This window comes from Nonomuraea sp. NPDC050153, from assembly GCF_044460125.1.
Lineage (GTDB): Bacteria > Actinomycetota > Actinomycetes > Streptosporangiales > Streptosporangiaceae > Nonomuraea.
In genome coordinates this window covers 154,971-176,334 of the sequence record NZ_JBITJQ010000018.1, presented here as the reverse complement: position 1 = coordinate 176,334, position 21,364 = coordinate 154,971, and the positions used below count along the sequence as shown (strand labels likewise).

General features: G+C 72.9%; 20 protein-coding genes. 10 read left to right on the top strand and 10 right to left on the bottom strand.

The genetic code is table 11. The annotated features are described in order from the left end of the window. Positions 1–97: 97 nt before the first annotated feature. The 3 genes from ACIBQ1_RS36190 to ACIBQ1_RS36180 are packed head-to-tail and all read right to left on the bottom strand — an operon-like array spanning position 98 to position 3,724. On the bottom strand, positions 98–1,663 hold the full coding sequence (locus ACIBQ1_RS36190; protein ID WP_397283820.1) for an acyl-CoA dehydrogenase family protein: 1,566 nt from the start codon (positions 1,661–1,663) through the stop codon (positions 98–100). Then, complete coding sequence (locus ACIBQ1_RS36185) at positions 1,656–2,504, bottom strand: MaoC family dehydratase N-terminal domain-containing protein (RefSeq protein WP_397283819.1); 849 nt, start codon at positions 2,502–2,504, stop codon at positions 1,656–1,658. Before ACIBQ1_RS36185 ends, ACIBQ1_RS36190 begins: the two co-directional genes overlap by 8 nt. Then, a complete protein-coding gene (locus tag ACIBQ1_RS36180) occupies positions 2,501–3,724 on the bottom strand; it encodes a CoA transferase (RefSeq protein ID WP_397283818.1) in 1,224 nt (407 codons plus the stop codon). The genes ACIBQ1_RS36185 and ACIBQ1_RS36180 overlap by 4 nt, the downstream gene beginning before the upstream one ends. Before the next feature lie 132 nt (positions 3,725–3,856). Here ACIBQ1_RS36180 and ACIBQ1_RS36175 point away from each other — a divergent pair, with 132 nt between their 5' ends. After that, complete coding sequence (locus tag ACIBQ1_RS36175; RefSeq protein WP_397283817.1) at positions 3,857–4,624, top strand: alpha/beta hydrolase; 768 nt, start codon at positions 3,857–3,859, stop codon at positions 4,622–4,624. Positions 4,625–4,663: 39 nt separating this feature from the next. Here the strand turns inward: ACIBQ1_RS36175 and sigJ are convergent, their stop codons facing one another. Further along, positions 4,664–5,560 carry an RNA polymerase sigma factor SigJ gene (sigJ, locus tag ACIBQ1_RS36170; protein ID WP_397283816.1) on the bottom strand — a complete coding sequence of 299 codons (897 nt, stop codon included), beginning with the start codon at positions 5,558–5,560 and terminating at the stop codon, positions 4,664–4,666. A gap of 136 nt (positions 5,561–5,696) precedes the next feature. Between sigJ and ACIBQ1_RS36165 the strand changes: the two genes are divergently transcribed. Beyond that, positions 5,697–6,041, top strand: a complete 345-nt coding sequence (locus ACIBQ1_RS36165; protein ID WP_397283815.1) for a DoxX family protein — start codon at positions 5,697–5,699, stop codon at positions 6,039–6,041. A gap of 8 nt (positions 6,042–6,049) precedes the next feature. On the opposite strand, the gene ACIBQ1_RS36160 is transcribed toward ACIBQ1_RS36165, so the two are convergent. Genes ACIBQ1_RS36160 through ACIBQ1_RS36145 form a run of 4 tightly spaced genes read right to left on the bottom strand, consistent with a single transcriptional unit; the run spans position 6,050 to position 12,075 of the window. Beyond that, positions 6,050–7,168 (bottom strand): substrate-binding domain-containing protein, encoded by a 1,119-nt coding sequence (locus ACIBQ1_RS36160; RefSeq protein ID WP_397283814.1) that lies wholly within the window; start codon positions 7,166–7,168, stop codon positions 6,050–6,052. After that, a complete protein-coding gene (locus tag ACIBQ1_RS36155) occupies positions 7,165–8,178 on the bottom strand; it encodes an ABC transporter permease (protein ID WP_397283813.1) in 1,014 nt (337 codons plus the stop codon). Before ACIBQ1_RS36155 ends, ACIBQ1_RS36160 begins: the two co-directional genes overlap by 4 nt. Continuing rightward, positions 8,172–9,749, bottom strand: a complete 1,578-nt coding sequence (locus ACIBQ1_RS36150) for a sugar ABC transporter ATP-binding protein (protein ID WP_397283812.1) — start codon at positions 9,747–9,749, stop codon at positions 8,172–8,174. Before ACIBQ1_RS36150 ends, ACIBQ1_RS36155 begins: the two co-directional genes overlap by 7 nt. Next, positions 9,739–12,075: a LuxR C-terminal-related transcriptional regulator gene (locus ACIBQ1_RS36145; protein ID WP_397283811.1), complete on the bottom strand. Its 2,337-nt coding sequence runs from the start codon at positions 12,073–12,075 to the stop codon at positions 9,739–9,741. The genes ACIBQ1_RS36150 and ACIBQ1_RS36145 overlap by 11 nt, the downstream gene beginning before the upstream one ends. 225 nt (positions 12,076–12,300) lie before the next feature. On the opposite strand from ACIBQ1_RS36145, the gene ACIBQ1_RS36140 reads away from it, so the two are divergent. From ACIBQ1_RS36140 to ACIBQ1_RS36105, 8 genes are all read left to right on the top strand, one after another. Further along, on the top strand, positions 12,301–13,017 hold the full coding sequence (locus tag ACIBQ1_RS36140; RefSeq protein ID WP_397283810.1) for a FadR/GntR family transcriptional regulator: 717 nt from the start codon (positions 12,301–12,303) through the stop codon (positions 13,015–13,017). Positions 13,018–13,245: 228 nt separating this feature from the next. Continuing rightward, positions 13,246–14,526, top strand: a complete 1,281-nt coding sequence (locus tag ACIBQ1_RS36135) for a lyase family protein (protein ID WP_397283809.1) — start codon at positions 13,246–13,248, stop codon at positions 14,524–14,526. Next, positions 14,523–15,470 carry a hypothetical protein gene (locus tag ACIBQ1_RS36130; protein ID WP_397283808.1) on the top strand — a complete coding sequence of 316 codons (948 nt, stop codon included), beginning with the start codon at positions 14,523–14,525 and terminating at the stop codon, positions 15,468–15,470. Before ACIBQ1_RS36135 ends, ACIBQ1_RS36130 begins: the two co-directional genes overlap by 4 nt. A 39-nt stretch (positions 15,471–15,509) precedes the next feature. Then, positions 15,510–16,520, top strand: coding sequence for an ABC transporter substrate-binding protein (locus tag ACIBQ1_RS36125; RefSeq protein WP_397283807.1), 1,011 nt, complete (start codon positions 15,510–15,512; stop codon positions 16,518–16,520). 43 nt (positions 16,521–16,563) lie between these two features. Beyond that, a complete protein-coding gene (locus tag ACIBQ1_RS36120; RefSeq protein ID WP_397283806.1) occupies positions 16,564–17,523 on the top strand; it encodes an amino acid ABC transporter permease in 960 nt (319 codons plus the stop codon). Continuing rightward, positions 17,523–18,290: an amino acid ABC transporter ATP-binding protein gene (locus ACIBQ1_RS36115; protein WP_397283805.1), complete on the top strand. Its 768-nt coding sequence runs from the start codon at positions 17,523–17,525 to the stop codon at positions 18,288–18,290. The genes ACIBQ1_RS36120 and ACIBQ1_RS36115 overlap by 1 nt, the downstream gene beginning before the upstream one ends. A 19-nt stretch (positions 18,291–18,309) precedes the next feature. After that, entirely contained in the window at positions 18,310–19,449 is a 1,140-nt protein-coding gene (solA, locus tag ACIBQ1_RS36110) for an N-methyl-L-tryptophan oxidase (protein WP_397283804.1), read from the top strand. Next, on the top strand, positions 19,446–20,441 hold the full coding sequence (locus ACIBQ1_RS36105; protein WP_397283803.1) for an aldo/keto reductase: 996 nt from the start codon (positions 19,446–19,448) through the stop codon (positions 20,439–20,441). Before solA ends, ACIBQ1_RS36105 begins: the two co-directional genes overlap by 4 nt. Before the next feature lie 146 nt (positions 20,442–20,587). Here ACIBQ1_RS36105 and ACIBQ1_RS36100 read toward each other — a convergent pair whose 3' ends face one another. Both ACIBQ1_RS36100 and ACIBQ1_RS36095 read right to left on the bottom strand, forming a co-directional pair. Continuing rightward, positions 20,588–20,878, bottom strand: a complete 291-nt coding sequence (locus ACIBQ1_RS36100; protein WP_397283802.1) for a hypothetical protein — start codon at positions 20,876–20,878, stop codon at positions 20,588–20,590. Further along, positions 20,875–21,363, bottom strand: coding sequence for a hypothetical protein (locus tag ACIBQ1_RS36095; RefSeq protein ID WP_397283801.1), 489 nt, complete (start codon positions 21,361–21,363; stop codon positions 20,875–20,877). Before ACIBQ1_RS36095 ends, ACIBQ1_RS36100 begins: the two co-directional genes overlap by 4 nt. Between the last annotated feature and the right edge of the window lies 1 nt (position 21,364).

The window sequence follows — 21,364 nt, the reverse complement described above, 5'->3', positions numbered from 1 at the left end:
CCATCCACCGCGACCCGGGCCGGTCCGGCGTCCCCGCCAGCCGTTTTCGCGGCACCGCGCTCGGGGGACACCGCACGCACCCCGGGCCAGGCCGGCGTCAGGGCTTCATCAGCCTGCGGGCGATCACCCGCAGGGCGAGGACCTCGTCGGCGCCCTCGAAGATGGACAGCACGCGCGCGTCCACGAACAGCCGTGAGATGCCGTACTCCTCCGCGTACCCGTAGCCGCCGTGCAGCTGCTGAGCCTCCCTGGTGACCCATTCGGCCGCCCGGCAGGCGAGCTGCTTCACCTGCGCGGCCTCCAGTTGGCCGTCGCCGGCCGTCACGGCCCGAGCCGCCGCGAACGCGAAGGCCCGGCAGGCGGCGATCAAGGCGGCCATCCTGGCGATCTTGGCGCGGGTCAGCTGGTAGTCCGCGAGCGGCCGGCCGAAGACCGGCCGCTGCCGCGCGTAGTCCACGGCCAGCTCCAGCGCCGACTGCATGACCCCGACGGCCCTGGCGGCGGTCTGCAGCCGCGCGTTGGCGAACGCCTGCATCTGCAGGTAGAAGCCGCGCCCGAGGCCGCCCTCCCCGCCGATCAGGTCGGCCGCGGGGACGCGCCAGCCGTCGAAGCGCACCTCGAACGAGTGCATGCCCCGGTAGCCGAGCGTGCTGATGGCGCGCCCCTCGACGGACCCGCCGCCCTCCTGGGTGAGGCGCCATTCGCGGCCGGGGAAGGAGGGCTTGTCCACCACGAAGAGCGACAGGCCCCGGTGCCCGGCCGGGTCGGTACGGGCCAGGACGAGGAGGTAGTGGGCGCGACCGGCGAACGTGCACCAGGTCTTGACGCCGTTCAGCACCCATTCGTCGCCGTCGCGGGTGGCGCTCGTGGCGATCCGGGCGACGTCGGACCCGAAGTCGGGCTCGGTCACCGCCACGGCGCACAGCCTCTCCCCCGAGGCGATCATCGGCAGCCAGCGCCGTTTCTGCTCCTCGGTGCCGCCGCGGACGATCGCGGTGGCGATGATCTCGGGCCGCGTGATGAGCGAACCGGCGGCGCCCAGCGAGGCCCGGGACAGCTCCTCGGTGACGACCAGCATGGCCGCCGGCGTGGCGGCCGGCTCGTCGCCCTCGGCGCCGCCGCCGTACTCGGCCGGGATCGACAGCCCGAAGCAGCCCATGTCGGCGAGCCCGTCGATGATGTCGGCGGGGATGTCCTCGTCGTCGCGGTGGATCCGGTCGGCGACGGGGGCGATGCGGTCGGCGGCGAACTCGCGGAAGGCGGCGCGGACCAGCTGCAGCTCGGCGGACAGGTGCCGCGGCCCCGCCTCGCGGGTGGCCAGCACGCGCTCGGCCACGCGCTCCAGGAACGCCGGGTCGCGACCTGCGGCGACGTGCGCGGCGACACCCTCCAGGGCCGTCCCGTCCACGCCCCACAGGGACTCCCTGCCGGTCAGGCGGCCGGTCAGGTCGGCGGCGACGTCGGCGGCGTAGAGCAGCGCCAGGTCCGCGTCGTGGTCGAGCAGCTCGCCCGCCGCCGCCACGGCCGCCGACATCGACGCCACGTCGTAGGCCACGGCCTGGTCCCGTTCGGCGGAGGCGACGTGGGCGGCGGCCGCGCCGACGACGCCCCGCAGGGCCTCGACCAGGGCACGGGCGCGGCCGGGCTCCGCCCCCTCACTCATGCTCGATCGCCAGCGTGCTGTGGGGCTCGTCGTCCTGGCCGAACACGCCCAGCGTGTCCGCGTCGATGCGCCGCAGCAGCGTGGGCCGGCCGCAGAACAGGGGCTTGCGATTGCGGTGCCGCACGCGCGCCACGGGCCTCTGACGCCCCTCCAGGCGCAGGACCTCCGCCAGGGCGAGCGTCATCAGGGGCCCGTGCACCACCAGGCCGGGGTAGCCCTCGACGCGGGTGGCGTAGGGCCAGTCGTAGTGGATCCGGTGGGGGTTGGCCGTCGCCGCGCTGAAGCGCATCAGCAGCGTCGGGTCCGTGGCGAACCGCCAGCCCCGCTCCCCCGCCCGGGTGAATGGGGCGCCGGCGGGCGCCAGTGCCGCCGCGGGCTCGGCCGGGGGTGCCTCGGACGGGAGGGCCCCGGCCTCGCGGTAGATGAGGTCCTGCCGCTCCTCGACGGCGAGCCGGTCGTGCTCGTCGTACAGCCGGATGGAGACGACCACGACGACCAGCCGGCCCGAGCGCCCGGACTTCTCGGTGACCGACTCCACGCGCGCCTCACGGCGTACGGTGCCGCCCACCGCGAGCGGGGCGTGGAAGGCGACCTCGCCGCCCGCGAACATCCGCCGCGGCAGCTCCACCGGAGGCAGGAACGACCCGCGCGCCGGATGGCCGTCCGCGCCGAGCACGGACGAGACGGGCCAGCGGGCCAGGGCGAGCCAGTGCCACAGCGGCGGCAGCGCGTCCCCCGGGCCGATCGCGGGCGTGCCGTCGTCGAACAGCGCCGACAGCGCGGCGACCGGGCCCGGCTCCACGGTCTCCCTGGTGGTGAGGGTGTGCGGTGCCCAGCTCATGCGGACCTTTCCTGCTTTGTCCGGATGACGCCGTTCTTGCGCAGCGCCGCCAGATCCTTCGTGGACAGGCCCAGCTCGGCCCGCAGCACCTCGTCGGTGTGCCCGCCGACCGCCGGCGCCGCCTGCGGAGGCGCTTGCTCGCCGTCCATCACCAGCGGCGAACCGGGCGCCCAGTGCTCGCCGACCCCGGGCTGCGCGACCTTGCCCATCAGCGGGTTCCCGGGCAGCGTCGCGACCAGCTCCGTGAAGCTCCGGTATGTCGACCACAGCACGCGGGTGGCCCGCAGCGCCTCCTCGGCCTCGGCGAGCGTACGGGTCTCGAACCAGCCCGCGATCAGGTCGCCGAGGACCCTGCGGTGCCGGTAGCGCGCGGACTCCTCGCCGAAGTCGACCCCGAGGGCGGCGGCCAGCGCGGAGACCACGCCGGTGAGGCCGGTGGCGGCGAGCAGGTCGCGCCAGTGCCCGCCGGTGAGCGCCACGACCATCAGCCGCCCGCCGTCGGCGGTGGCGAAGTCCCGGCCGAAGGTGCCGTAGACGTGGTTGCCGACCCGCTCGCGCGGCGTGCCGCTCAGCTGCGCCTCGGCGAGGTAGCCGAGGCTTCCCGCCGCTGCCAGGGCGACGTCCTCCAGCGCGACCCGCACCTGCTGCCCCTCGCCGGTGCGGACGCGGTGCCGCTCCGCGGCCAGCAGCCCGACCGCCAGATAGAGGCCGGCGGCCAGGTCCCAGGCGGGCACCACGCCGTTCACCGGCTGCGCCGCGTCCTCCGGACCGGTCAGCAGGGGGAATCCGGTCGCCGCCTGGATCGTGTAGTCGACCGCGGTCCCGCCGTCGCGGCGGCCGGTGAGCAGCACGTGGATCACGTCGGGGCGGCGGGCGCGCAGCGCCTCGAAGGTCAGCTCCGGGTGCCGGTCGGAGTTGCTGATCACGATCCCGCCGCGCGGTCCCCCGCCGACGACCAGATCGGCGACGAGCCGGCGCCCCTCCTCCGCGGACAGGTCCACCTCGACGGCGCGTTTGCCCTTGTTGAGCCCCGACCAGTACAGGCTCGTGCCGCTCTCGGCCAGCGGCCAGCGGGTGCGGTCGGGGGCCCCGCCGATCGGCTCGACCCGGATCACATCGGCGCCCAGCTGCGCCAGCGTCATCCCGCTCAGCGGCGTGGCCACGTAGCTGGAGAGCTCGACGACGCGCAGCCCGTCCAGCGGTCGCGCGGCGCTCGTCATCTGCCCTCGCCCTCGGTGCGGGGCCCGTCGCCGTCGATCTCGTCGCGCACCCGACCAACCTAACCGAAGCGGTCGCGGGCCCGATCGGCGCACTCGCTAGCATCCGTCCTCAGACGGACTGAAAGGCACGGCATGAGTGAGTTCCCCCTGTGGCCCACGACCGGCGAGGCGACCATCACCGCCTTCCCCGTACGGCACGACGGCCCCAGCCCGGCCGTCGTGGTCCTCCCCGGCGGCGCCTACCACCACCTCGCCGACCACGAGGGCGCGCCGGTCGCGCGGTGGCTCAACTCGCTGGGCATCGCGGCGTTCGTCCTGCGTTACCGGATCGCGCCGCACCGCCACCCGCTGCCCCTGCTCGACGCCGCCAGGGCGGTGCGCTGGGTCCGGCACCACGCCGCGTCGACCGGCGTGGACCCGGCCCGCGTGGGGGTGCTCGGCTTCTCCGCGGGCGGTCACCTGGCCGGGCTGCTCGCCACCGAGGCGGGCTCCATGCTGCCGGAAGGCCCGCACGACGACGTCGACCGGGCCGACCCCCGCCCCGGGCTCGCCGTGCTCTGCTATCCCGTCGCGGCGCTCACCGGACCGGCCGCGCACCAGGGCTCCGCCGCCAACCTGCTCGGCCAGGACGCCCCCGAGTCCGTACGCGCCGAGCTGTCGCTGCCCGGTCGCGTCGGCCCGGCCACGCCGCCCATGTTCCTGTGGCACACGGCCGACGACGAGGCGGTCCCCGTCGAGAACACCTTCCAGGTCGCCGGGGAGCTCGCCCGCCACCGGATCCCCATGGAGGTCCATGTCTATCCCAGCGGCCGGCACGGGCTGGGGCTGGCCGACACCGATCCCGTCGTGGGCGACTGGACCAGCCGCTGCGCCGCCTTCCTGCGCGCCCGAGGCTGGTGAGCGCGCCGGCCGACGGCCCCGGATCAGCGGCCGTCGTCGCTAGGTCCAGCGGGTGAGCTTCTCCGGGTTGCGGACCGCCCAGACGCGGTCGATGAAACCGCCCGCGATCGTCACCGATACCACGGCGAGGGTGCGTCCCACCCCGTCGCGGGCCACCAGCCCCGCCTGCCCGTTCACGGTGGCCGGCTCGATGGTCAGGTCGGGTTGCCGCCGGCGCACGCCGAGGAGGAGCCTGGCGATCGCGTCGGCTCCGTGGACGGGCCGGAGCGTCGCGCTGACCACGCCGCCGCCGTCGGTGACGGCGGTCGCGTCCGGGTCGAGGAGCCCGACGAGGGCCGTCAGGTCGCCGTTCTCCCAGGCGGACTTGAGCGCGGCGACGACGCGCGTACGTTCCTCGGAGGGGACGTGGCCGTGACCGCGTGCCCGGACGCGGCGTCGGGCCGAGGAGGCGAGCTGGCGGCAGGCCTGCGGCGAGCGGCCCATGATCGCGCCGATCTCGGCGAAGGTGTACCTGAACACGTCGTGCAGGACGAACGCGACCCGCTCTGCCGGGGTCATCGAATCGAGGACGACGAGCAGCGCCATGCCGATCGACTCGTCCAACGAGACCCGGTCGGCCGGATCGGCGGGGCCGTCCGAGACGGTCTGGCTGGTCCACCGGGTCGAGTCCGGGACGGGCTCGGGCAGCCACTCGCCCACGTACCGCTCGCGTCTGGCCCGCGCGGAGCCGAGGACGTCGAGGCAGATCCTGCTCACCGTCGTGACGAGCCAGCCGGTCGGAGAGCCGACCTGGGACCGGTCCCCCAGCGCGTACCACCGCGCGTAGGCCTCCTGAACGGCGTCCTCCGCCTCCGACACCGAGCCGAGCAGGCGGTAGGCGACGTTCACGAGCAGCTCCCGGTCCGCCGCCGGGAACGTCATGCCGGGCGCCCCCATCGATGTGCTCCTCACAAAGGTACTGACGAAACACCACCCCGGAATGTGACGCGGCGCAGACCTCACGTTTTACGCGGCTGCGTCGTCACCAGCTGTGGGGGCGGGAACGGCCTCCCCCGCGGAAGGAGGGACTGCCATGATCGACGTAACAGTGATCGTCGTCGCCATCGCGGCCAACGCCGGGATCGCGATTGCCGACTTCGCCCGCGCGAAGTTCGTCCTGAACAATTCGGCCGAGGTCGGCGTCCCCCCGTCCTGGCTTCCCATGCTGGGCGCGCTCAAGGCGGCCGGCGCCGCGGGCCTGCTGCTCGGGCTCCTCGGCGTGCCCGTCATCGGGGTCCTGGCGGCGGCCGGGCTCGTGCTGTTCTTCGTCGGAGCCCTCGTCGCCCACGTCCGCGCCGGCGCGTACCGCAAGATCGCCTTTCCTGCGCTCTTCCTGGCTCTGGCGGTGGGCGCGCTCGTTCTCGGGCCGGCCGGGTGACCGCAGGGCTACCCGTGCCAGATCCGCAGATAGGCCTCGCGGTAGCCGCGCGGGTCCCAGGACGTGGCGTCGTCCACGTTCGCCTCCGTGGTCAAGTGCACCGGCGTCACGTAGCCGCTCGGCGGGCTCCCTGCGAACGCGCGGTTGAACTCGTCGACGATCTGGCTGCCCTGCGCGTTCAGCGGCTCCGGGACGGTCGCGTGCTGGAACTGCCGGGCGCGGATCCGCTGGAACGCCGACGGGTCGCCGTCCCCGGCGCCGATGGAGTAGGGCGGCCCCTTGCCGGGCCGGCCGGCGGCGCGCAGCGCCGGAGCGGCGTCGGCGAAGTAGACGTCGTTGATGGCGACCGAGTACGTCCACCGGTCCCCGAAGCGTGACAGCAGGGACGAGACCTGCTGCGGCGTGCGGCTGCCCGCGTCGGGGAGCGGGATGTTCTCGTAGGAGAGGAGCCGGATGCCGGAGCAGGTCGCCAGGGCCTCCTTGATGAGCCGGGACTTGTTCTCGGCGAACGGGATCGAGGAGTCGGTGAAGATCACGACGCCGGCCCTGCCGTTCGACCTGGCGATGATCCAGTACGCGCTGATCCGCGCCACGTCCTCCACCCGGCTCGTGACGTTGGTGAAGAGCCGGGGGTCCGCGCTGGGGCCCGGCGACTTGGTCGCGTGCCAGCCCACGAGCTGGATCCCGGCGGCGTTGGCCTGCTTGATCTGCTGCGCCACGGCCCCCGGGTCGAACCCGCCGAGGACGATGCCCGACGGCCGCAGGGCGATCGCCTCGCCCAGGGCCACCCGGATCCCGGCGGGGGTGCCCTGCCCGTCGATCACGCGGAAGCTCCACCGTACGGACCGGGCGGCCTCCCGCACGCCCTTGGCGGTGCCGGCCACGCCGGGGTTGGTCATGGTCGCGGCGACGAAGACGATGCTCTTGCCCGGGACGGCGCGCGGCCCGGTCGTGGGGCCGCCCCAGGGCACGTTCATCGACTCGGCCCGAGCGACCGCCTGCCTGGCGGTGTGGACCACCTCGTGGCACGGCCCCGCCCCTCCGGGCGCGGGAGGCGGGGCGCCCGAGCAGCCGGCCGAGCAGCCGCCCGTGATCAGCGCGATGGCCACGAGGCGGGCGAGGTTCATGGCCGGCTCCTCGCCCGGACGGTGTGCGCCCGGCGCCGCACGGAGTAGCCGGCCAGGCCGACCGCGATGAGCAGGGTGGCGCCGTTGAACAGCGGGGTCACCCAGAAGTCCGCGCCCAGCTGGCTGATGCCGGACAGCCCGATGGCCAGGACCGCGATGGCGACGACCGTGCCCCAGGCGTTGGCCCGCCCGGGCTTGATCGTGGTGGAGCCGAGCAGCGCGGCGACGAACGCCGGCAGCAGGTAGTCGAGCCCGACGCTCGGGTTGCCGATCTGCTGCTGGGCCGCGAGGAGCACGCCCGCGAAGCCGGTCACCAGGCCGGATCCGGCGAAGGCGAGCACGACGTACCGGCGGATCGGGATCCCGACCAGCTCCGCCGCCCGCGGGTTCGAGCCGATGACGTAGAGGTAGCGGCCCACGGGAAGGCGTTCCAGCGCGAGCCACAGCACGCCGGCCAGGGCGAGCACGTAGAAGGCGGGCGTCGGCACGCCGAGGAGCGTCGAGTCGTACAGGTCGGTGAGGCCCTCGGGCAGGCCCTGCGGGCCGGGGAAGATCCGGGCGCCCTGGGTCACCCAGCCCGTGACGGCGTACAGGATGCTGCCGGTGCCGAGGGTCGCGATGAACGAGTCGATGCGCGCGAACTCCACGAGCAGGCCGTTGACCGCGCCCACCGCCAGCCCGCCGGCGAGGACGGCCAGGCAGGCCTCGGGCCACCGCCGGCCGGCGTTCACGACCAGCACCAGCGTCATGACGTGCGCCAGGCCCAGGCCGTAGCCGATGGACAGGTCGAAGTTCCCGGTGATGATGGGGAGCATCGCGCCCAGCGCCAGGACCGCGGTGATCGAATAGGCGGAGACGATCGCGGTCAGGTTGGCCATGGTGGGGAACGTGTCCGGCAGCGCCAGCGCGAACGCGGCGAACAGGATGACCGCCAGCGCGAGCAGCCCGTACCCGCCGATCAGGTGGCGGGCGGAGAGCCGTCTCCGGGGTGTGAGCTCGTTTCTCAGCAACGGTCCGTCCCAGGGGCGGCCCCAGGGGCGGCCGTCGCCGCCCGGGTGAGGGCGGCCACGGTGAGGGCGTCGCCGCTCAGCTCGGCGCTCACCGTTCCGCGCACGAACACGAGCGCGCGGTCGCACATGTGCGCGACCTCCTCGAAGTCGGCGGAGACCAGGAGCGCGGCCGCCCCGGCCGCCAGGGCCTCGTCGAGCAGCCGGTGGATCTCGGGTTTGGCGCCGACGTCGACCCCGGCGGTGGGCTCCTCCAGGATCAGGAGCCGCCGGCGGGCCTCGATCCAGCGGCCGATCAGCACCTTCTGCTGGTTTCCGCCGGACAGGGCGGCGAACGGCGTCTCCGGGTCGGCGGGGCGGACGCTCAGGCGTTCGACGAGCGCCGCCGTCTCGGCGCGCTCGCGGCGCGGGCTGAGCGGGCTCAGCGGCGACCGGCCGCGCGCGCCGGGGTTGACCAGCAGGTTCTCCCGCACGCTCAGGTCCGCGGCGCCCCCTTCCTCCTGCCGGTTGCCGGACACGAAGCCGACCCCGGCGCCGACGGCCGCCGCGACCGAGGCCGGCCGGTACGGGCCGCCGGCGAGCAGCACGCGGCCCGCCCGCATGGGGTACGCGCCGGCCAGCGCGCGGCCCAGGTCCACGTGCCCGGCTCCCGTGAGCCCGACGAGGCCCAGCGACTCGCCGGAGCGCAGGTCGAACCCGACCGGGCCCGCCCGGCCGGCGCACACGCCGTCCAGGCTCAGCAGGACCTCCCCCGGCCCGCCGGCCCGGCGCCGGTGGGCCCCGGCCTCCTGCCGGCCCTCTCCCCTCTCCTCCCGCCCGTCCTCCCGCCCGACGATGTCGCGCACGAGGTCGGCCTGGGCCCGGCCGGCGACCGGCCCCAGGCTGACGAGGCGGCCGTCACGCAGGACGGCGACCCTGTCGGCGATCCGGTAGACCTCGTCGAGCCGGTGGCTGACGTACAGGATCCCGTGGCCGCGGTCCCGGAGCGTCCGCAGGACGTCGAAGAGGCGCTCGCTTTCGGTGGCGGACAGGGAGGCGGTCGGCTCGTCCAGCACGATGATCTCCGCGCGCGTGCCCAGCGCGCGGGCGATGGCCACCAGCGAGCGCTCCGCCCGCGTCAGGTGCGCGATCGGCTCGCCCGGGCCGAGGTGGCCGGCGACGATCCCGAGGGCGTCCAGGCAGCGGCGGCGTACGGCGCGCCAGGAGATGAGGCCGCCGCGCCGGGCGTATCCCATGCCGAGGGCGATGTTCTCCGCGACGGTCATCCACTCCACGAGGCCGAGGTCCTGGTGGATGAACGCCATGGCGGCGCAGGCGGCCGGGCTGCCCAGCGGTTGGCCGGCCACGACGACCTCTCCCCCGTCGGCGTGGTGGACGCCGGCCAGGATCTTGATCAGCGTCGACTTGCCGGCGCCGTTCGCGCCGAGCAGGGCGAGGACCTCGCCGCGGCGGAGCTCGAGATCCACTCCCCGCAGCGCGTGGATGCCGCCGAAGCGCTTGCGGAGCCCCCGGATCCGGACGAGCGGATCCGGGCCGGCCGCCGGCTCCGGCTGGAGGCGCAGGTCACTCGCCATCGGGCCGGCGCGATTCCCACGCTTTGACGATCTGCGACCTGGACGAGAAGTTCAGCTTGCGCAGGACGTTCTCGACGTGGCACTCCGCGGTGCGCTGGGCGATGACCAGGGTCTCGGCGATCTCCTTGTTGCTCATGCCCTGCGCGACGAGTCCGGCGATCTCCCGTTCCCTGCGGGTCAGGATGGACGTGGCGTCGGATTCCGGCTGGGCGCTCTCCGCGCGCCGCGCGGGCTTCTCGTCCAGCGCGTAGGCGGCGGCCTGCTCGGGGGTGAGCTCCGCGCCGCGGTCGAAGGCGGCCTTGAACGCCCGTTCGGTGAGGTGCCGCCGCAGGTCGGACTCGCACCGGTAGTGGGCGCCGGCCAGGTGCGCGAGCCCGGGCAGCGACGTGCCGATCGACTGCCAGACCATGTGGGCGGCGCCCAGCATCCGGGCGGCCTGCTCGTACTGCTCGTCATCGGTCAGGATCCAGGCCAGCCCCTCCAGGCACTGGGCGAGGCCGAGATGGTCGTTGCAGCGCAGCTTCAGCCGCACGGCGTCCCGCATCATGGCCACGGCATCCCGGGGGGCGCCCCGCCGCCGCCGGTCGAGGGCCGCGACCCACAGCGCGTACGAGATCGACCATTCGGCGTTCGCGTGCTCGGCCGTCTCCAGCACCTCCTCGCAGAGCGCCGTGGAGCGCGGGTCGTCCATGAGGACGGCGGTCATGGCCAGCTGGAAGAGGGCCACCCACGCGTGGCCCCGATGGCCGAGGGCGCGGCGGCGGGCCAGCGCCTCGTCCAGGAGCTCCATGGCCCGGGAGAAGTCGCCGGCCTGCAGCGCGGCGAACCCGGTGATGTGCAGCGCGCCGGCGAGCTGGGCCTCGTCCCCGAGCCGCTCCGCCAGCGCCTGGCACTCCTCCAGCAGCGGCTTGGCGGCCTGCGCGTCGCCCCGCAGCAGCACGAGCCACGCGTCGACCCACAGGGCCTTGGCCCGCCCGGAGCCGTCCTCGGGCTCCTGCTCCAGCGCCCGTTCCAGCCAGTGGTGGCCTTCGCTCGGCGAGCTCCACGAGAGCCGGTGGCTCCACATCGCGGCGGCGATCTCGCGCGCGGCCCACGCCTCGCCGGGCTCGCTCAGGCAGAACTCCAGCGCGGCCCGCACGTTCCCCTGCTCCTGGCTGAGACGCCCGAGCCAGTCCATCTGGTGCTCGCCGAACCACTCGTCCTCCGAGCGCGCCGCCAGCCGGCGGCACCAGTCGCGGTGGCGCAGCCGCAGGGCCCGGTCCTGGCCGGAGGCGACGAGCCGCGTCCACCCGTACTGGCGCAGCGTGTCGAGCATCTCGAAACGTACGGCGGGGCCCTGCCCGCGGCGCTGCACGATCGACTTGTCCACCAGCTGGGTCAGCAGGCCCGTGAGGTTCTCCGGGGCGGTCCCGTCCCCGGAGCACACGTGCTCGATCGCGTCCAGGCCGCAGCCGCCGGAGAAGACCGACAGCCGCTCCCACAGGGTCCGCTCGTCCTCGGAGCAGAGGTCGTAGCTCCAGTCCACCAGCGCCCTGAGCGTCTTCTGGCGCGGCGGCGCGGTGGTGGGACCGGTCGTCAGCAGCCGGAACCGATCGTCGAGACGCTCCAGGATCTGGTCCACGGACAGGACCAGGACGCGTACCGCCGCGAGCTCGATGGCCAGCGGGATGCCGTCCAGCCGCCGGCACAGCCGCACCACCGCCGCGCTGTTGGCCTCCGTGACCCGGAACTCGTGCACGGCGGAGGCGGCCCGGTCCTCGAACAGGCGCACCGCCTCGTTCTCCAGGGCGCCGTCCATCGACAGCTCGGCCTGCTCCGGCACGTTCAGCGGCGGAACGTCGAGGATCAGCTCCCCCGGGACGTGCAGCGCCTGCCGGCTGGTGGCCAGGATGCGCAGGTCGGGGGCCATCGCCAGCAGATCGCCGGCCAGGGCGGCTACCTGGGGCAGCAGGTGCTCGCAGTTGTCCAGCACCAGCAGCAGCCGTTTGTCGTGCAGGTATTCGGCGAGAGAGGCCGGATCCTGCCGGGGGCAGCCGACGGCGTCGGCGACCGTCTCGGCGAGCAGGGCACCGGCCACCAGCGGAGCCAGGTCGACCAGCCAGACCCCGTCGTCGAACTCCCGCGACATCTCCGCCGCGATCCGCCGCGCCAGCCGCGTCTTGCCCACGCCGCCGACGCCGGTGAGCGTCAGGATCCGGCCCGCGGTGAGCAAGCGCTTGCCCTCAGCGATCTCATTCCTGCGACCGACGAAGCTCGTGAGCTCCAGTGGCAGGTTCCCCGCACGCGACCGCGCCATCGCCTCCATAACTTCCACAAACCTCGTCACCCGTGCGCACCTTCGCAGGCCTCAGATATTTGCTACCCCCGGCGGGCAACGTCATGGCCGTGCGGACGCAAACCCTGCATGACCGGCAGGGCGCGTGTTGACCGCGGTGTCACGTCGTGCTGAGCTCGGTACGACAGGTGCTGTTGGTCAGCGTGTCAGGTTGCCTAGCCGCTTGATATCATGCGATCGAGCGCACAGATGGCCACAAAAGAGGAGCATCGAGTAGTGACGAGTGGCAGCGCGGGGTTCTCGGTGACTCCGGTGGTCAAGAGGAGCGCGGCCGTCCAAGTCGCCGACCAGATCGTCGCGGCGATCCGCGACGAGCAGCTCAAGCCCGGCGACAAGCTGCCCTCCGAGCGCGAGCTGGCGCAGAACTTCGCGGTGAGCCGGCCGACCATCAGGGAGGCGCTCGCCGCCCTTGAGCTCGCCGGCCTGGCCAAGTCCCACAAGGGAAGGGGCACGGTGGTCACCGGCACGGCGTCCACCGTGGCGACCTGGGGCGTGGAGGTGCTGCCGCCGCAGGTGTTCGAGGCCAGGCTCGCGATCGAGCCCTGCCTGGCCGCGCTGGCCGCCGAGAAGCGCTACCCGGAGGACCTCGAACTGCTCGAAAGCACCCTGGCCAAGCTGGAGGCCGAGTACGCGGAGACCGGCGCCTACGCCAGCGACCTGCCCGTGCACCGCGCCATCGCCCGCGCCGCCCGCAACCCGCTGCTGGAACAGGCCCTCGAAGAGGCGCTGCGGCACGTCGCGGGGCCGCTGTGGCAGGAGCTGCGGCGCCGCGCGCTGGCCGAGGCCAGCGCGCGCGACGGCCACGTCGAGGAGTCCCGCATGGTGATCAGGCACATCCGGGAGGGCAACGCCGCCGAGGCGGCCGAGGTGTGGCGCCGGCACCTCCTGACCTACCGCAGCGAGATCCTGGGGGCCGCCGCCACCGACCGGTGACCGCCGGCCCCGTTCCTCAGACCCGCCTGTAACGACAGGCGGGTCTTCGTCGTGCGCACCCATGCCGCAGGTGAAGTCAGGTTGCCTGGCAGGTTCGCGACACTCCTTCGAGCAGTGCGCCGGGACAAGTGCGGCTTTTTTTACATTTTCCACTCTTGACACACCCGATTTGGCAAGAAAGTCTGGCTGGCAACCTACCAGGCAACCTTTCAAGTGAGGGGTGATGCTGTGGATCGGCCGGATTCCTCCACGCGGGTGGAGCATGATCTTCTTGGGCCGTTCACGTTGTCCGCGGACGTCCTTTACGGCATCCACACGGCCCGAGCCGGCGAGAACTTCCGCCTCGGCGGCGAGACCCTGCGCGAATACCCCGCGCTGCTGATCGCGCTGGCCCAGGTCAAGAGCGCCGCGGCGTGGACCAACGACAAGCTCGGGGTGCTCGGCCCCGACATCGCGCAGGCCGTCATGACCGCCGCCCAGGAGGTCATGGAGGGAGGTCTGCACGAGCACTTCCCTCTCGAGGTCGTCCAGGGCGGCGGCGGCACCTCGACCAACATGAACATGAACGAGGTGCTGGCCGGCCGGGCCTCCGCCCTGCTGGGGCGCCGGGTCGACCCGCACGACCACGTGAACCGGTCCCAGTCGACCAACGACGTGATGCCGACGGCGCTGAACATCGCGGTGCTGGTCACGGCCCGGTCCGCGGCGCGGTCCCTGCGGGTCCTGGCCGAGTCGCTGAGCCGGAAGGGCCGGCAGTACGAGTCCCTGACCCGGCTGGGCCGCACCTGCCTCCAGGACGCGGTCCCCGTGCCCGCGGCCCTCGTGCACGAGGGCCAGGCGACGTCGGTGCTGGCCGCGGCCACCGCCCTGGAGGACGCGGCCGAGGCGCTGCGGTACGTGCCGCTCGGCGCGACCGCGATCGGCACCGGGCTCGGGGCCCCTGAGGGATACCGCGAGCTGGCGATCCGGCGCCTGGCGGAGGAGACCGGGCTGGACATCCGGCCGTCGGTCAACCTGTCCGAGGGCATCTCGTCCCTGGAGGGCCTGGCCTGGGTGGCCGACGCGATGGCGCGGGCCGGCCGGGCCGTCGCCCGCATCGCCGGCGACCTCAGGCTCCTCGCCTCGGGCCCGGTCGGGGGGTTCGGCGAGGTCAGCCTGCCGCCCGTGCAGGCCGGCTCGTCGATCATGCCGGGCAAGGTGAATCCGGTCATCCCCGAGCTGGTCATGCAGGTGTCCTTCCAGCTCCAGGGCGGCGCCCACGCCGTGCACCTGGCGAGCGCCGCCCCCGAGCTCGAGGTCACCGCCATGGCTCCGGTGGTGACCGCGGAGCTGCTGCGCGGCCTGCGGCGGCTCGGGCGGGTGTCGGAGGTGTTCGCCGGCCGGTGCGTCGACGGGCTGACGTGGAACACGGCCGCCGTCCACGCCAACCTGCGCGGATCCCTGCAGCCGGCCGTCGAGTCGGCCGTCGAGCACGGGCACGCGTACGCGATCCAGGAGGGCAGATCATGACCGCCGCGACCATCGTCGATCCCGTCCACGACGGCGCCACCGACCCCGTACTCGTCTGGAACCGCGAGGAGGCCTCGTGGTGGTGCCTGTTCGCGCACCGCCGGGCCAACACGAAGATCGGCGGGCCGCCGCGGATCGGCCGCTGCCACGGCAGCCAGGTGGGCGTGGCGAGCTCGGCCGACGGCGGCCGGAGCTGGCTCTACCGGGGGACGCTCGCGCTGCCGGTCGAGCGCGGGATCAACACGTTCTGGGGTCCGGACGTGGTCTGGCACGACGGCGCCTACCACCTGTTCGTGACCTTCATCCGGGGCGTGCCGGACGACCCGGCGTGGGACACGCACGGCCGGCCCAGCCCGTGGCACCGCCAGGTGCACCACCTGACGAGCGCCGACCTGTGGGACTGGGAGCACGTCTCCAGGCTGGACCTCGGCACGGATCACGCCGTGGATCCGTACGTGTTCCCCATGCCGGCGGGCGGCTGGGGGCTGTGGTTCAAGGACGAGGCGCGGGGCGGCTCGATCTGGCGGGCCACCAGCGCGGATCTGTACGAGTGGAAGGTCGCCGACCAGGCCCTGGAGGACTGGCACGAGGGCCCGTCGCTCTTCGAGCTGGGCGGCGGCGTCTGGATGCTGGCCGAGAGCCGGAACGGGCTGGTGACCTACCGCTCCGACGACGCGCTCACCTGGGAGCCGCGGGGCCCGCTGGTGATCCCGGGCGAGACGGCGCGCCAGCCGAACGTGCTGCCCGTCGGCGCGGGCAGAGCCTGCATCACGTACTACGTCCAGACGGGAACGGACAGCTTCGGCGAAGCGGTGCCCACGGCCGGCCAGTCGTCGGTCATCCGCGTCGCCGAGCTGGGTCTGGCCGGGGGCAACCTCGAATGCCGCACGGGGGTCGTCGCGGAGCTGCCGCTCCGCGCAGCAACAATGTCCGACACCAGGTAGTCGAGCCCTGACCTCCTGGAAAAGCAAGGCTGGTGGCACATGAGCACTCACTCCAACCGCGGCAAGCACGCCTACGCGGCGGTTCTCGCCGGCGTCCTCCTCCTACCCCTCGCCGCCTGCGGAAGCGGCCCGAGCACCGCGGGCACCTCGAACACCGCGTCCGCGTCGGGCACGGCCGCCGCCGCGAGCCCGTCGGCCGCGATCGCCAAGGACGCGGAGCTGGCCGCCGCCGTCCCGGCGGAGATCCGCGGCCGCGGCGCCCTCATCATCGGCACGAACGCCCCCTACGCGCCTCTGGAGTTCTTCGCCGAGGACAACAAGACCCTGGTCGGCTTCGACATCGACACCGGCGACGCGCTCGGGCAGGTCCTCGGGCTGAAGGTCGACTGGAAGAACACCTCCTTCGACAACATCATCCCCGGCCTGGAGGCGGGCCGGTACGACATCGGGATCGCCGGGTTCGGGATCGAGCGGGACCGGCTCGAGGTCGTCGGCTTCGTCTCGAACTACCTCAGCGGAGGCGGGTTCCTGGTGAAGAAGGGCAGCGGGATCAAGGCCAACGACTTCAAGGACACCGTCTGCGGCCTGCGGGTGGCCGTGCAGAGCGGGACCACGCAGGTCGAGCGGCTGGAGAAGGCCGAGAAGTACTGCGTGGGCGCGGGCCGCAAGCCCGTCCAGATCATCCGCATCCCGGACCAGAACCAGGTCGTGCTGACGCTGTCCAGCGGCCGCGCGGACGTGGTCAGCGCGGACAAGCCGGCCGTGGAGTGGGCCGCCAAGCAGTCGGAGGGCGCGCTCTGCGTCACCGGCACGTACCGGACCCCGCACAGCCTGGCCGGCATCGCGATCCCCAAGCGCAACGCCGCGCTCAACGAGGTCCTGCAGAAGGCGATGACGAAGCTGATCTCGGAGGGGCACTACAAGCGCATCGCCGAGAAGTGGGGCGTCGTCGACGGCGCGATCGAGAAGTCGGAGATCTTCACCAAGCCCGAGCAGGTCGGCGACGGCGACGAGATCTTCCCGCAGCCGATCAAGGAAGGATGTGCCTAGCCCATGCGCACTCCCCGCCCCCTCCGCCCCGCGGTGACCTGACATGGCGACGGACACCACCCGGCAGACCTCGTCCGGACAGGCCTCGTCCGGACCGGCCGGGCCCGCGGAGATCAAGGCGATCCCGGCCCGGCACCCCTGGCGGTGGGTCGCCACCGGCGTCGTGCTGGTGCTCGTGGCGATGCTGGTCAACTCGCTGCTCACCAACCCGCGGTACCGGTGGGAGATCGTCGCCAGATACCTGTTCGACGGAACGGTGCTGCACGGTCTCCTGCTCACCCTGGAGTTCACCGCCATCGCCATGGCGATCGGCATCGCCCTGGGCGTCGTGCTCGCGGTGATGCGCGGCTCGCCCAACCGGGTGCTGGCGTGGACGAGCGGGGCCTACATCTGGTTCTTCCGCGGCACCCCGCTGCTGGTGCAGCTGATCTTCTGGTTCAACCTCAGCGCGCTCTACCCGGTCATCGGGGTCGGCGTGCCGTTCGGGCCGACGTTCGCGACGCTGGACGCGAACGTCCTGATCACGCCGTTCATCGCCGGCGTGCTCGGCCTGGCGCTCAACGAGGGCGCGTACATGGCGGAGATCGTCCGCGCCGGGATCATGTCGATCCCCAAGGGGCAGATCGAGGCGGCGAGCTCGCTCGGCATGTCGCGCGCCATGACCATGCGCAAGATCATCCTGCCCCAGGCGATGCGGGTCATCATCCCGCCGACCGGGAACAACACCATCGCGATGCTCAAGACCAGCTCGCTGATCAGCATGCTGGCCATCCCGGAGCTGCTCTACAGCGTGCAGATCATCTACGGGCGCAACTTCCAGACCATCCCGCTGCTCATCGTCGCGAGCATCTGGTATCTGCTGGCCACCTCGATCCTGACCGCGCTGCAGACCAGGATCGAGCGCCGCTTCTCCTCCGGCTCGGACGCCGGCGCCTCGTACGGCTCCCGGCTGCGCCGCAACCTCTTCTCGCGACGGCAGACCGTGTCAGGGGAGGCACGCTGATGTCCGGCAACCCGTTGGTCCAGGCCCAGGGCGTGCACAAGAGCTACGGGCGCCACGAGGTGCTCAAGGGCATCGACCTCACCCTCGACGAGGGGCAGGTGCTCTGCCTGGTCGGCCCGTCCGGCTCCGGCAAGAGCACGTTCCTGCGCTGCGTCAACCACCTGGAGACGATCAACCGCGGCCGGCTGTGGGTCGACGGCGAGCTCATCGGCTACCGCCAGAGCGGGGACTCGCTCTACGAGCTGCACGAGAAGGAGGTGTGCCGCCAGCGGGCGAGCATCGGCATGGTCTTCCAGAACTTCAACCTGTTCCCGCACTTCACCGCGCTGGAGAACGTCACCCTCGGCCCGTGCCTGGTGAAGAAGGAGCCGCGCCCCGCCGCCACCGAGTACGCGGAGGAGCTGCTGCGCCGGGTGGGGCTCGAAGGCAAGCTGCACAGCTACCCCGGGCAGCTGTCCGGCGGCCAGCAGCAGCGCGTCGCCATCGCCCGCGCGCTGGCCATGCGGCCGAAGCTGATGCTGTTCGACGAGCCGACGTCGGCGCTGGACCCCGAGCTGGTCGGCGAGGTCCTGGACGTGATGCGCCGGCTGGCCGGGGACGGGATGACCATGATCGTCGTCACGCACGAGATGGGCTTCGCCCGGGAGGTCGGCGACACCCTCGTGTTCATGGACGACGGCGTGATCGTCGAGTCGGGACCCCCGCGGGACGTGCTGAGCGACCCCAAGCACCACAGAACCCAGGCGTTCCTGTCCAAGGTGCTGTGACGTCAGAAACGGAGCACACATGCTTGACGTGATCGTGATCGGGCTCGGCGCCATGGGGTCGATGACGGCCTGGCAGGCGGCCGCGCGCGGCGCCTCGGTCGTCGGGATCGAACAGTTCCCGCTGGCCCACCCGCGGGGTTCCTCGCACGGCGGGTCCCGCATCTACCGGCAGATCCTGTTCGAGGGCAAGGAGTACGTGCCGCTGACCCGGCGTACCCTCGACCTGGTCCGGGGGCTGGAGAGGGAGAGCGGCGCCGCCCTGTTCACCCCGTCCGGCGGGATCGTCATCGGCACGCGCGGCGGGCCGCTGATCGAGGACGCCCTGGCCAGCGCGACCGCGGGCGAGGTGAGTCACGAATTCCTCGAACCGGACGAGCTGGCCAAGCGCTTCCCCCAGCACGCGGCGTTCGACGACGACGTGGCCGTCTACGAGCCGGGCGCCGGGGTCCTCCACCCCGAGGCGTGCATCACCGCCGCCGCCGACGCGGCGCGGCGCGCGGGCGCCCGGCTCCACGCCGAGACCCCCGTACGCGCCCTGCGGGTCGCCGACGGGCACGTCGAGGTCGTCACCGGCGAGGAGACGTTCACCGCGAGGAGGGTGGTGCTCGCCTCCGGCGCGTGGGGGCTGGACCTGCTGCCCGGGGTCGAGCTGCCGCTGCGGACGCAGCGCTCGTGCCTGGCCTGGTTCCGGGCGCGGCAGGACCCGGGCGGCTACCGGCCGGAGAGCTTCCCCGTGTTCGTCAGGGAGAGCCGGGACCTCGACGGGTGGGGGATCCCCGACGTCGACGGCCAGGGCGTCAAGGTCGGGGTCGGCGGCACGGTGAAGAAGCGGTGGCTGGAACGCCCGGAACACAACTGGGAGCCCCCGTCCTCCCAGGACCTGGCGCCCACGGAGGACTTCTGCCGGCGCGCCTTCCCCGGGCTCGACCCCCGCGTCGCCCACGCCACCGCCTGCATGAACTCCAAGACCCCCGACGGCGACTTCATCATCGGCGACGTGGGCGGCACCGACCGCGTGGTCTTCGCCGGCGGCTTCTCCGGCCACGGGTTCAAGCACTGCGCGGCGGTCGGCCTCATCTGCGCCCAGCTCGCGCTCGACGGCCGGACCGAATTCGACATCGAGAAGTTCTCTCCAGAACGCTTCAAGGACGGGCGATGAACCACGCACAGCTGGGCCGGTCGGGACTGCGCGTCAGCCGGCTGGCCCTCGGGACGATGAACTTCGGCCCCGTCACCGACGAGGAGAGCGCGCACCGCATCCTCGACCGCGCGGTGGCCGGCGGCATCAACCTCGTCGACACCGCCGACGTGTACGGCGCCGATGCCAACAAGCAGGTCTACGGCCTCGAACCGGAGAAGGGCCGGACCGAGGAGATCATCGGCAGGTGGCTGGCCGCGACGCCGTCCCGCCGCGACGAGATCGTCCTGGCCACCAAGGCGTACGGCGCCATGGGGCCGGGGGTCAACGACATCCGGCTCTCGGCCCGGCACCTCGTCCGGGCGTGCGAGGCGTCGCTGAAGCGGCTCCGGACCGACCACGTGGACCTCTACCAGCTCCACCACGTCGACCGGCTGACGCCGTGGGAGGAGATCTGGGAGGCGCTGTCCCTGCTGCGCCAGCAGGGGAAGGTCCTGTACTTCGGCACCAGCAACCACGCCGCCTGGCACATCATGCGGGGACAGCACACGGCGGAGCGGCAGGGGCTGCTGGGCTTCGTCTCGGAGCAGAGCATCTACAGCCTGGCGCAGCGGTCCGTCGAGCTCGAAGTGCTGCCCGCCTGCCAGGCGCTGGGGATGGGCTTCCTGCCGTACAGTCCCCTGCACGGCGGGCTGCTCGGCGGGCTGCTCCGCAAGCAGGACGCCGCCCGGGGCAGGAGCGGGCGCGCCGCGTCGGCGATCCAGGGCTATCGCGCGCAGGTGGAGCGCTACGAGAAGACGTGTGACGCCTTCGGGGAGCATCCCGCCGTGATCGGCCTGGCGTGGCTGCTGCACCAGCCCGGGGTCACGGCGCCGATCGTGGGCGCGCGTACGGACGAGCACCTGGTTCTGGCGCGGCGGGCCCTGGAGGTCGTCCTGGACGCCGAGCAGCTGGCGACGCTGGACGACATCTTCCCGGGCCCCGGCCCCGCCCCCGAGGCCTACGCCTGGTGACACCGAGCCCAGTCCCTGGCCTCGACGGCCTCGGGGTATGCCTGGCGTTTGTCGTGCTCGCGCTTGCCGCGCAGCCGGAATGGCGGACGGGGGCCCGGCCGGCAGGAGCACCAACGTGATGCGGAGGGCCGGGATGGTGGCCGGTGTCACCGTCGGCGCTGAGAGGCGGCCGCGCGGATGGCCATGGCGTACGGCTCGTCGGCCGCCTGGGTCGAGAGCGGCAGGTCGGCGAAGGGGACGAGCGCCGGGTGGTCGGGATCGCGCGTGCTCATCCACGCCGACCAGGCGTCGTGGACGTCCTCGGCACTCACCTCCTCGCCCTTGGCCCGCAGCAACACCGCGTACAGGACGAACAGCCCGGCGGCGTCGTCCGGCGGCGCGGCCTGGGCCGGCAGCAGGCTCCGGATCAGGTGCGCGTCTGCGTCCAGATAGCTCATGCCAGGAGTCTGCCCGCCAGCAGCAGCAGATGCAGCATCACGAACACGCCGGGCACGATCCGTTCGGTGCTGCCCAGGTCGGCGTAGCGGCTCCGCCACGGCCCCGTACGGCTGGCAAGCAGCGCCTGCCACTCGCTCCCGAACGGCTGCACGGGCAGCTGCAGCTCGATCTCATTGATGACGGCGAACTTGGCCCGGTTGAGATCGCGGTAGCTGCGTAACTGCACCCACCACGTACCCGACAGCACCAGCCCGACCAGCGCGAACACCACCGAAACCGGCCACGATCGCGCGCTGGTGAACAGCGACAGTGCTGCGACCGACAGCAGCGTGCTCTGGATGGACAGGAAGAAGGCATTGGCCAGGGTGCGCCGGGCAGAGACCCGGTCGGCCATCTCCACCGCGATCTTGTAGAGCTCGATCATCGGAGCCAGGTCGTTGCCGGGGGCGGGCGGGGTGAACGGCTTGGCACGCGGGGCGGTCACC